The sequence below is a fragment of the Massilia sp. TWR1-2-2 genome (assembly GCF_049897565.1).
GTDB lineage: Bacteria > Pseudomonadota > Gammaproteobacteria > Burkholderiales > Burkholderiaceae_D > JAFCUW01.
In genome coordinates this window covers 1-11,308 of the sequence record NZ_JAFCWM010000065.1, presented here as the reverse complement: position 1 = coordinate 11,308, position 11,308 = coordinate 1, and the positions used below count along the sequence as shown (strand labels likewise).

The window sequence follows — 11,308 nt, the reverse complement described above, 5'->3', positions numbered from 1 at the left end:
GCCGATCCGCGGCCGGCATACTGTCGCGTTAGCTCAGTCAAATCGAGACGATCAATGACTTCGACAATAAAGCGTGCCAGATGATTCTCGGGCAGCCAGTCCTGCACCGAGGGCGGAAAATAGAAAATCTGTTTGTCGATCTACTGCAATGAAACTGCTCATCGCCGCCTCGCTCATGCTTACTCATCGGTAGCTGCCATTTTACCGGCATGAGGATTTTATTTCGAGGACAAAATCCGACAGGCTGCTAGTCGAGCCATCCACCAGATGTCGACGCTCATTCGGCCCTCTGCGGACAGTAAAGGCAGCAATCTCACTTCGCATCGACAGCTATAGCGTCCACTGGCTGCTCAAATGCAATAAAAAGAATGCACGGTTTGGCGCTGACGCAGACCGCCTTGTGTGGACGCTTTGCGGGACCGTATGCATACGAGCCTGCCTTAAGTACCGACATTGGCTGGCCTTCGTAGGTCAAGTGTAATTCTCCTGCCGTCAGCATCATGCGCTCGGCCGAAGTATGGATATGCATGGGAACGGTCGATTTGCCGGGGATTTTAAGGAACACGTCGGTATTTTCCTTCGCCGGATCACCATGTAGAACGGCAAGCTCGCAGCCTTTTGGCATGAAAGCAGGACAGCCACCCCACTTTAATTCCGTATCACTCGCGATTACCACAAGCGCGGGATCAGCAGCCAGCGCCACGCCCGACCAGACTGCACCGACCAGCAAAGTGCACATCATTCGCACGGATTTTTTTGCAACCAGATGATTAGACACGATGATTTCCTCCCGATCAATTGTCTCCCGCTAGCGAAAGATGATATACGGCAATATCGGCCACGCTGGAACCTTGGCACCCAGCCGTCGAAGTTCATTCTGCCTCACCCTAGCCTACAACAGCGCGCTATTGAGCAATCAGACAATGCTAGCGCCAGCATGAAGCGACCGAATGTAAGGACAGCAGAGTTAGTCGGTCGATTAATGTTGCAGCGCAGGTTACGGGAACACGAAAGTTCCGGCCCAGCTGCCTGATCAAACTTTGATGTGTAATTTACAAGCAGGTTCTTGTGAAATTAAAGCACCGGCGAGCGGAGATTTGAAAATCCTTGTGTCGGTGGTTCGATTCCGCCCCGGGCCACCAAGAACATCGTTCACAATACGCCAAGCCTTCGACGCTTGGCGTTTTTGTTTGCGGAACAGGAATGACGTCTGTCCGGTCTAGTGCTTGCCCGCCGCGTCATTACGCCGGCAAGGACTATTTCGACCGACTCTATGCGCCGATGGTCGACGCCTGGGCCCTGTATGACAATGCTGGCGCGATGCCGGTGCTCGTTGACTGGAGCGAAAAAGCATGAACAAGAATCCTATGGATCAAGCCGACGACCGTGACTTGCGACTCTCTCAACAAGCAATGGAACGTGCCGCGCAGCGTGCCCACGATTTGGCGAAATCGACCGGCACCGCCATTGTCATCAGCCCAAATGGTGTCATCGAACATCTGACGCCGAAATCATACGACAAGCCAACTGGGAAATAGGCGTGCTGTTGACAAAGTCGCGCCCTTCCGCGCGCTCCACCTTGTGCAGCCGTACACAACGAAACTGAACAGAAATTTCGCATGGACTCGAAACAGGAACTCTATCTTTGCCAGGCGATTGAAACCGCCCTTGCCGCTCAATACCATCTGACGCCCGAACTGACCGATGGGCTATGCATTGTCGGTCTCGACAATTCAATGGTGGCATTGAAGCAGAAATTTGGCTTCGCCAAGAGCGAATCGGTTCTCAGCCATCCAGCCATCGACGATATCGTCGCGCACGTGGTCAACATTGGTGTCGACAGCGTAGGCAATCAGGACGAGCTGACCTTGAAAGACTACATTGCCGCTATTAATAAGATCAAAAAATCGGTGATTCGCCATTCTGCCTTCGGTCCGCGCGCTTACTTCGATTTCATCAAAGACTACGTGTAATGACGATGCGCGGCGTACTTGACCTGACGTTGATGCCGCCCGACGGCGAGCGCCGATCAAACCGCACCGGCGCCCCCCTTCTGATGATGACCGAAGCACCCCATGTCGGCGTCCCGGATCTCGCCGACATCGACGGCAAAGTCAGCCGCTTCGCCCATGATGCATCGCGCGTCCGTCCAACTTCCACCTGCGACAACAAGATCTTCAGCGCTGCAGGGTCCACCGTCATCGCTCCCGGATTGTCCCGACAGCCCTGATCGCCGCAAGCCCACGTCGGATAGAATACTGACCTCGCAATCATCGCAGCGGCTCATAGCGGGCCATTAAAGACCATGAAGATCCTGGAATACGCGGAATTTTCCCCGCCCCGGAACAAGGCGCAGTTCGACAAAGTCAGGCAGGCGATCGAGCGCGACGACTTTCGCTCGGCCGATGTCAAGAAACTGACCAACGTCGCGCACGGCAAGTTCTATCGCGCAAAGCTCGACTATGCCGACCGCTTGCTGTTCTCCACCATTCGTTTCCAGGGAGAAGTGTATGCGCTGTTCCTGGAGGTGATCGAACAGCACGCTTACGACAAATCGCGCTTCTTGCGCGGCGCCCAGATCGACGAGGACAAGATCCCGGCGGCGGAGGCGGCCGAAGCGATCGTGAATGCCGAACCGGTACGCTATCTGCATCCTGCACGGCGGCCGGTTCATTGGCTCGACAAAGTCATTTCCTTCGACGACGCGCAGCAAGCGGTGTATCTGCAGGCCGCGCCGCTGATCATCGTCGGCAGCGCGGGCAGCGGCAAGACCGCGCTCACGCTGGAAAAAATGAAACATGCGCAAGGCGAGGTGCTGTATGTGACGCACTCTGCCTATCTGGCCCAGGCCGCGCGCGATCTGTACTATGCCCACGGATTCGAGCGCGAGGGGCAGGAAGCCACTTTTCTCTCCTACCGCGAATTCCTCGAATCGATCCGCGTGCCAGCCGGGCGCGAAGCCAGCTGGCGCGATTTTTCCGCCTGGTTCGCGCGCGTGCGCCAACAATTCAAGGGGGTCGACGCCCACCAGGCATTCGAGGAAATCGGCGGCGTGCTGACCGCCGATGCGTCAGGCGTACTGACGCGCGATCAATACCGCACGCTCGGCACGCGACAATCGATTTTCGCGGCCAGCGAGCGCGATGCGCTGTACAACCTGTTCGAGAAGTACCGCGCCTGGCTGCAGCAGGCCGGGCTGTTTGACCTGAACCTGGTGGCGCACGATTGGCTCCAACAGACCCGCGCGCGCTACGACTTCGTCGTGGTCGACGAGGTGCAGGATCTGACCGTCATCCAACTGGCGCTGGTGCTGCGCTCGCTGAAGAAACCTGGCCAGTTTTTGCTGTGTGGCGACTCGAACCAGATCGTTCATCCGAATTTTTTCTCCTGGGGCAAAGTCAAGACCTTGTTCTGGCGCGATCCGGAGCTGGCCGAACGACAGCAATTGCAGGTGCTGCGGGCCAATTTCAGGAACGGCACGCAGGTGACGCGGGTCGCCAACGCACTACTCAAGATCAAGCACCGACGCTTCGGCTCCATCGACCGCGAGAGCAATTTCCTGGTCGACGCCGTCAATCTGGAAGCCGGCACAGTCAGCCTCCTGACCGACAGCGACAACGCGCGGCGCGACCTGAATGCGCAAACGCGCCGCTCGACACGCTTCGCGGTGCTCGTGCTGCGCGACGAAGACAAGGCCGCCGCGCGCAGCCAGTTCGACACTCCGCTCATTTTTTCGGTGCATGAAGCGAAGGGACTGGAATACGACAGCATCGTGTTGTTCCGCTTCGTTTCCGACAACCGCGCACCATTCCACGAGATCGCCGAAGGCGTCAGTGAAGCGGACCTGGCCAGCGACGATCTGCATTACGGCCGCGCCAGGGACAAGACCGACAAGTCGCTCGAAATCTACAAGTTCTATGTCAATGCCCTGTATGTGGCGCTGACCAGGGCAATCCGCAACGTCTACCTGATCGAATCGGATGCCGGACATCCGCTGTTGCGTTTGCTCGATATCGCGCAGGCAGACGCTGCGGCCAAGGTCGACACGCAGGCATCGAGCATGGAGGACTGGCAAAAGGAAGCGCGCAAGCTGGCATTGCAGGGCAAACAGGAGCAGGCCGATGCGATCGAACGCCTGATCCTGAAGACCACGCCGGTACCGTGGCCGGTGTTCGACGAGGCCAGGCTGCGTGAGACGCTGGCGAAGGTGTTCCGCGAACAGGCGCCAGGCAGCAAGCCGAAGAGCCAGCTGTTCGATTACGCGACCTGTTTCGACGAACCGATCCTGGCCCACCTCCTGGCCCATCATGCCGGCTTCGACCAGGCGCGCAACTTTCGCCATCTCAGCGCCACGCTCGGGCGGCGCCACTACTTGCCGTATTTCACGCGCAACCACAAAGAGATCCTGCGCCAATGCGACAAGCATGGCGTCGAGCATCGCACGCCGATGAACCAGACCCCGCTGATGGCGGCCGCGGCGGCCGGCAATGTCGCCCTGATCGAAGCCTTGCTCGCGCGCGGAGCCGATCCCTGCGCCATCGACCACCTGGGCCGCAATGCGCTGCACTGGGCAATGGCAACCGCATTGCGCGACGACGCCTACGCGGCGACATCGTTTGGCGCCGTCTACCATTTGGTGGCGCCGGCGTGCATCGACGTCATGGCCGGCGAGCGTCTGGTCCGCATCGACCGGCGCCAGTCTGAATACTTGCTGTTTCAAACGATGTGGGTATTGTTCAAGTCATGCTTTGCCAGCGCCGACGCCAGCGATCGAGGCGCCTTCGACGCCGGCAAGCTGCTCGACGCCTACGCCAGAATGCCGGCCGAGGTATTGGCACCGGAGCGCAAGAAGCGCGCCTTCATTTCTGGCGTGCTGGCACGCAACGAGATCGGCAGGGACTATGCATACAACCGGCGCCTTTTCAAGCGTCTGTCGACGGGGCTCTACCAGTTCAATCCCGAGCTGGCGCTACGGCGACGCGGCGACGAGGGCGAAGGTTGGCTTCCGGCGCTTGGCGTTCTCAATCTTCCCTTGGTCAAGGAGTCGGCCGATCCGCGCTATACCCAGCATATCGATACCCTGCTCACGCTTGCAGGAATGGCGCCGGCACCGGAGGCGATCGCACATGAGAACAGCAGCGTCAAACGCCATGCCGCGAAGCAGACGGCGGCGTCGACGCGCTCACCGCAAAGAAAATGATCGTTGCCCCTGAGAGGTCGGCAACGGCCAGTGGCGGCTGACGAAATCCTCAAGCGCGACACTAGTCTTGAAAATCCTTGTGTCGGTGGTTCGATTCCGCCCCGGGCCACCAAGAACATCGTTCACGCAACGCCAACCATTACTGGGTGGCGTTTCAGTTTGTGGATTCCGCAGTCCTTGTGTCCGGTCCATTTCCGGATCTTTATCCCTCGATCAGATACAACGCACACCGAAAATGCGCCGAGGTGGCATTGTCGTTCTGGACAAGAATTCGTAACGGGCGCAGTCGTTGTGCCCGCTGCGATAAGCTTGCAGCATACGCACGCCCGTGCGATGGGAGGATCGATCATGCATCACATTCGTTGCGGCACCGGCAAGCCTTTGCTACTGATTCATGGCCTTGGCGGCCATTGGCAGAGCTGGAATCCAATTCTGGCTGATCTCGCGACGATGCGCGAAGTAATCGCAGTGGACCTGCCCGGCTTTGGCCAGACGCCGAAGCTGGCCGGCGCAACCTCGATCCGCACCCTCGCGGATGAGACCGCCGCCTTCCTCCATGCCCATGGCTTGAGCGGCATCGATGCAGTCGGAAGCTCGATGGGTGCGCGGCTGGTGCTCGAGCTGGCGCGTCGCGGTGGAATCGTCGGTGGCGTGGTAGCGCTCAATCCAGGTGGTTTCTGGCGGGGATGGGAGCGTCACGCGTTCTTCAGCTCGATCTACCTGTCGATCCGGCTGCTGCGGCTGCTGCGCCCGGTATTGCCGGCGATCTGTGTCAACCCAATTGGTCGCGCTTTGTTGCTGGCACAATTTTCTGCCCGGCCGACAAAGCTGGCGCCGGACACCGCGAGCGATGAATTGTGCAGCTATGTCGCCTCGCCGGCCTTTGATGAACTGCTGGCCCAGCTCGCCTACGGTGAGGAGCAACAAGGGGCTCAGCGCAACAGCATCGAGCATCCGCTCGTCATCGGCTGGGGCCGGCGCGACCGGGTCTGCTTTCCACGTCAAGCCAAGCGCGCGCTGGCCTTGTTCCCGGATGCTCAACTGCACTGGTTCGATCGGTGTGGCCATTTCCCGCACTGGGATGCTCCGGCGGAGACCGCACAACTGATTTTGAGCGCTCTTGCTGGTGCCCGCGCCAGTGCCGCAGTCGGGCTCTCACACGAGGGCCATGCAGACCATCCTGAACAATCCTCAGGCTTGCAGCTGCCACAATCGACCGGCCTTGTGTCGGTAGCTTAATTCCTCCCCTGGCCACCAGGAGCAACCACGCAACGCCCACTCATGCAAGTAGGCGTTATTGTTTCTGGCCTCCGACTCTTGTCGTGCGCCTGATGCAGCAAGAACAGCTACTGGCTCGCTCAGACAAGCTAGATCCCAGGTAAGCGCACTAACGAGGTCCTGGTCTCGCACCGGCGCGATGATTGAAAATCCTTGTGTCGGTGGTTCGATTCCGCCCCGGGCCACCAAGAACATCGCTCGAGAAACGCCAACCATCACTGGTTGGCGTTTTTATTTGTTGAACCCGCAGTCCTCGCGTCCGGTCATGTCCGGTAATCGAAACAAATCGCGATCGGCCGCGTCGACCGTCCCGCTGTACCGGCCAGGTTATCATAGTCAAACTGCGGTATCGTACAACTCCCTCGATCATCGAATTGACAATGTCCGGCCCAACTCATTTCTACGAACCCCGAAACGGCCACGGCCTGCCTCACGATCCGTTCAACGCAGTCGTCGGGCCGCGCCCCATCGGATGGATTTCTTCGCTTAGCCAAGCTGGTGTGCTCAACCTCGCCCCCTACAGTTTTTTTAACGCATTCAACTACACGCCGCCGATCATTGGGTTTGCCAGCATCGGTCACAAGGATACGCTGCGCAATATCGAGCAGACCGGCGAGTTCGCATGGAACCTGGTTACGCGCCCGCTGGTCGAGGCGATGAACCAAAGCTGTGCGCCGGTGCCCCCAGAAATCAGCGAATTCGCGCTGGCGGGCCTGACGCCGGCAGCATCGCGCGTCATTGCCGTGCCGCGCGTAGCGGAATCTCCGGTCTCGTTCGAATGCCGCTGTACCCAGATCGTGCAGCTGGAGGCGGCGAGCGGCGACAAGGTGGCGACCTGGCTGGTCCTCGGCGAAGTGGTGGGTGTGCATATTGCCAACATTCTGTTGACCGATGGCATTTACGACACGGCGTCTGCCGGCCACGTGTTGCGTGGAGGCGGTCCGGCCGACTATTTCTCCATCGGCCCCGAGCAATTGTTCCACATGACCCGTCCGGGCGACACCCGCCGCCGCTGACCCAAGCAGCCCATTTCAATAAAAACGCATGAGTCATTTACCTCAGTGCGACATTGGATATCACGGCGTTCGGCGTGCACTCGGCCGCCTATTGAAGATGTTGGTCAGCCCTTGCACCAGCCATTTTCTATCTCCCTGGACCACCATTGAAGATTCGAATTACGTCCAACACGGCAAAGCTGGCGCGGCGCACGGCGCCAGTTTCCAATTTGAAACTATGGGCTCGCATCGAAACCGGAAAGCACGATCTTCCCACGCGCCTGGCCACTTTCTATCAGCCGGTGGGCACGGCGCATGTTATCTGCATTGATGGTGCCGAAACGCTCGGTCAACGTAGAGTGCAAGACACCCGCCTCGATCATGTGAGCGACGGTGGTGAGCAAGCGATGCTGCTCGATCATGTCGGCTGTGGCGAACATCGAACGCGTGTACATGAATTCCCAATGCAGGGAGATGCTCTTGCGCTTGAGCAGCATGACGTCGAGCGAGGCAGGATCGTCAATCAAACCGAGCTTGCCCTGCGGCGCCAGTGAGGCGACGATCTCCGGAAGATGCTGATCCGTGTGGGTCAGGCTTGCGACATAGTCGACCTGGGGTATGCCGATCTTTTGCAATTCTTCAGATAAGGGATGGCTATGGTCGATCACATGGTCGGCGCCCAGATCCCTTACCCATTGCTGGCTTTCCGGACGCGAAGCGGTGCCGATTACCGTCAGGCCGGTGAGCTTGCGCGCGAGCTGCACCATCACCGATCCAACGCCACCGGCGGCGCCGACAATGAGCAGCGTTCCGGTGACAGACGGCGCGAAGCGAGCTATCTGCAACCGCTCGAACAGCATTTCCCAGGCGGTGATGGTGGTCAGCGGCAGCGCAGCAGCCGCTTCAAAACTCAAGTTCGCCGGCATGCGCCCGACGATGCGCTCATCTACCAGGTGCAATTCGCAGTTTGTGCCGGAGCGCAAGAGGTCGCCGGCATACATGACCCGGTCGCCCGGCTTGAACAGGGAAACTTTGTCGCCGACCGCGCGCACAATGCCGGCCGCATCCCAGCCCAAAATCTTGGTTGCGCCATTCTCCGGGACGACGTTAGCGCGTATCTTGGCATCGACCGGGTTGACCGATACCGCGCGCACCTCGACGAGCAGGTCATGGCCGGAGGCGCTGGGCTCGGGCAATTCGAAATCGATCAGTGATGCCGGATGATCGATGGGAAGCGATTGTTGATATCCTACTGCTTTCATTTTCTCTCTCACTATATCAGTTTGGCGATGGCGGTCGGGCCGCCTTCGGGCCGACCCGCGCAGACAGAACTGAACGGTGAGCCCAACGATGACGATGCCCAAGCCCAGCCAGTTTGCTGCAGTAGAACGCGAAACCGGCGTTCGAAGCTAAGCGGTCCGCGTGTCGGCCTGCGCAAGCACGGCGATGTCGGGACCCTTGCCGACGAAATCGATACCGCCTTGCTGAGGCCGTCGCGTGCCAAGGGCTTAGCGCCGGTCATGGACGACGAACCGAGATCCGTTTTCAGGCAAAAACACCATCTTGGCGTCCCTCGCATTGACATTAGCACCCGAATTGCGAATCCCGGTTCGGTTTTCGGCTATCTGGCGAGATGTGAATGCGCAGGGTCCTCGCCGAGAAAAGCGTGGAACAGCGCCGCCGCCCGCGCCGGCTGCTCCAGCGACGGCAAGTGACCGCATTGCGACATCAGTTCAAAGCGCGCCTGAGGCATCGCTAGCGCGAGCTGCTTCCCGCACGCCGGTGGTGCGATCGGATCTTCATCACCCGAAAGGATCAGCGCCGGCATGCGTAGCTCGCCCAGCCTGGACCAGATATCGTCCCGGCCGGCCAGCGCGCGGGCCTGCGCCGCGCCAGCCACTGAGCCGACACGGTGCGCCATGGCTTTGAAGGCGGCACTTGCTGCCTGATCGGCCGGGCGCACGACGATTCCTGCCAAAAACGCGATGATCGCGTCTGGCGTCGCTTCGAGTCCGGCGGCAAGATCGGACCCGCCGGCAACCGGGTCGCTGGCGTCGCAGCCCATCAGCCAGAGTGACGAAACCCGTTCCGGCGCGGCGAGGGCAATTGCAAGCGCCAGATTGGCGCCGTATGAGGTGCCAACCAGCGCGAACGTGCGCGGCGCGCGCGCAAGAATGTCGGCGGCGCTGTCGGCCAGGCTCGCTTGCGGCGACATCAAAACTTGTGGTTCGATTGCGTCGCCGAGCGCGGCGATGACATCTCGGTACAGCATTTCGTCGCACAGCAAGGCGGGAATAAATACAGTGGGCAGGCGTGGTGACATGGGGCTCCGTTAAGTAGCAGAAGTGGTATCGGCGAGCAGCAGCTGCGCCTGGCCTAGTATTGTCTGTAGCGCCGGTACTGGCAGGCCGGCTTTGCGCAGCGTGATGGTGCCGATCACCAGCGCCAACAAGGCAGCGGCGCGCGTTTGCGCCAACTCCGGGGTAAGTCCGGCCCGCTCGAGCAAGCCTATGACCAGCGCACTGGTGCGTGCCACGTGATCCTGACCGAACGTCGCGAGTGCCGGATCATGCGGTGCAAGTTCCGTAACACAATTGACAAAGAAACAGCCACGGCGGCCCGCATCGACTTCGGCAATCGCCGCCAGTACGGCGTGGACTGACTCGATGGCAGGCATGGACGACGCGGCCAATGCCTCGAGCCGGGTAAATAGCTCATCGGCGTAGAGTTCGACGGCAGCCATCATCACGGCGTGTTTGGAACCGAAGCAGGCATAAAAACTCGACCGGCTCAAGTGCATGGCAGCGGTCAGATCGTCGAGCGAGGTTGCCTGGTACCCTTTGTCCCAAAACACGTTCAGCGCATCCCTGAGCGCTTTGGCAGGCACGAATTGGCGTGGCCGCCCCATCACCGGGGAGGTCGGTTGCGTGTGGCTGTGTGCGGATCGGCGTAGAAGTCTGGACATGGTTATAATTATAGATCAATTAGTCCACATGTACATTGACCTCAAAGGAAATCAGCCATGACCACGCAACCGACGTTCGAACTGTATGCTTACTGGCGCACCTCGGCCACCTACCGGGTGCGCGTCGCCCTCAATCTGAAGGGGCTCACCGCGAACGAACGGATCGTTAATATCGATGCCGGGGAGCAGCGCGATGAAAAGTTTTTGAAGATCAATCCACTCGGCGCGATCCCGGCCCTGGTTGAGATCGGGCATGCGCCGCTGACACAGTCGCTGGCGATCCTGGAATTTTTGGAGGAATTTCAGCCAGCCCCGCCGTTGCTGCCGCAGGACCTGCATGGTCGCGCCCGCGTCCGTTCAATCGCTGCGATGCTCGCTGCCGATACGCATCCGTTGATCACCGGGCGCGTCAAAAAATATCTGACTACCGCCACCGGAATGGACGAAACGGCTTGGCGTGCATGGCAGATCCAGTGGTTTGGCACTGGCTTGTCCGCCCTCGAACAACGTCTGGCCGCTGAGCCGCAGACAGGCGTATTTTGTCATGGCGACACGCCGACGATGGCCGACATTTGTTTAGCCAGTATTGTCGAGATGGTGAGGATCTTTAAGATTTCGATTCCGGATACACCAACGATCCACCGGATCATGGCCGCTTGCGACGCCCATCCTGCGTTCGCCGAAGCGACGCCGAGCCGGCAGATCGGTGCTCCAGCCTGAACAGGCTGGCCTTTGTCGGACCACCCGCACCCCCAATCCACCCAAGTTATCATTTAATGTGCAGTTAGATGGTTTATTTTCAACGTAGACACAAAAACACTTGACATCAATTTAGAAGCGCGGCCTGCAGTGTGAATTTTTGATTCTACT

11 protein-coding genes and 1 pseudogene are annotated in these 11,308 nt (G+C 59.4%); 7 read left to right on the top strand and 5 right to left on the bottom strand.

Annotated features, from left to right (window positions below; genetic code table 11):
- Positions 1-162: pseudogene (locus ACP7DD_RS26105) on the bottom strand (IS5/IS1182 family transposase); the annotation flags it as partial.
- A 151-nt stretch (positions 163-313) separates the two neighbouring features.
- Positions 314-778: a cupin domain-containing protein gene (locus ACP7DD_RS26100; protein WP_426178269.1), complete on the bottom strand. Its 465-nt coding sequence runs from the start codon at positions 776-778 to the stop codon at positions 314-316.
- 574 nt (positions 779-1,352) lie between these two features.
- Between ACP7DD_RS26100 and ACP7DD_RS26095 the strand changes: the two genes are divergently transcribed.
- The 6 genes from ACP7DD_RS26095 (at position 1,353) to ACP7DD_RS26070 (ending at position 7,494) form a co-directional block, all read left to right on the top strand.
- A complete protein-coding gene (locus ACP7DD_RS26095) occupies positions 1,353-1,538 on the top strand; it encodes a hypothetical protein (protein WP_426178267.1) in 186 nt (61 codons plus the stop codon).
- A gap of 81 nt (positions 1,539-1,619) precedes the next feature.
- Positions 1,620-1,973 (top strand): hypothetical protein, encoded by a 354-nt coding sequence (locus ACP7DD_RS26090; RefSeq protein ID WP_426178266.1) that lies wholly within the window; start codon positions 1,620-1,622, stop codon positions 1,971-1,973.
- Entirely contained in the window at positions 1,973-2,230 is a 258-nt protein-coding gene (locus ACP7DD_RS26085; RefSeq protein ID WP_426178264.1) for a hypothetical protein, read from the top strand. The genes ACP7DD_RS26090 and ACP7DD_RS26085 overlap by 1 nt, the downstream gene beginning before the upstream one ends.
- 75 nt (positions 2,231-2,305) lie before the next feature.
- The gene (locus tag ACP7DD_RS26080; protein ID WP_426178262.1) at positions 2,306-5,200 is read left to right on the top strand and encodes a UvrD-helicase domain-containing protein; all 2,895 of its coding nucleotides are present in this window, start codon (positions 2,306-2,308) and stop codon (positions 5,198-5,200) included.
- 348 nt (positions 5,201-5,548) lie between these two features.
- Entirely contained in the window at positions 5,549-6,439 is an 891-nt protein-coding gene (locus tag ACP7DD_RS26075; protein ID WP_426178260.1) for an alpha/beta fold hydrolase, read from the top strand.
- Between the two features lie 419 nt (positions 6,440-6,858).
- The gene (locus tag ACP7DD_RS26070; RefSeq protein WP_426178258.1) at positions 6,859-7,494 is read left to right on the top strand and encodes a flavin reductase family protein; all 636 of its coding nucleotides are present in this window, start codon (positions 6,859-6,861) and stop codon (positions 7,492-7,494) included.
- A gap of 215 nt (positions 7,495-7,709) precedes the next feature.
- Here ACP7DD_RS26070 and ACP7DD_RS26065 read toward each other — a convergent pair whose 3' ends face one another.
- The 3 genes from ACP7DD_RS26065 to ACP7DD_RS26055 form a co-directional block, all read right to left on the bottom strand.
- A complete protein-coding gene (locus tag ACP7DD_RS26065; protein ID WP_426178256.1) occupies positions 7,710-8,735 on the bottom strand; it encodes a zinc-binding alcohol dehydrogenase family protein in 1,026 nt (341 codons plus the stop codon).
- Between the two features lie 359 nt (positions 8,736-9,094).
- Positions 9,095-9,796 carry an alpha/beta fold hydrolase gene (locus ACP7DD_RS26060; protein ID WP_426178254.1) on the bottom strand — a complete coding sequence of 234 codons (702 nt, stop codon included), beginning with the start codon at positions 9,794-9,796 and terminating at the stop codon, positions 9,095-9,097.
- 9 nt (positions 9,797-9,805) lie between these two features.
- Entirely contained in the window at positions 9,806-10,360 is a 555-nt protein-coding gene (locus ACP7DD_RS26055) for a TetR/AcrR family transcriptional regulator (RefSeq protein WP_426178252.1), read from the bottom strand.
- Between the two features lie 135 nt (positions 10,361-10,495).
- Here ACP7DD_RS26055 and maiA point away from each other — a divergent pair, with 135 nt between their 5' ends.
- Positions 10,496-11,158, top strand: a complete 663-nt coding sequence (gene maiA, locus ACP7DD_RS26050; protein ID WP_426178251.1) for a maleylacetoacetate isomerase — start codon at positions 10,496-10,498, stop codon at positions 11,156-11,158.
- Positions 11,159-11,308 lie beyond the last annotated feature (150 nt).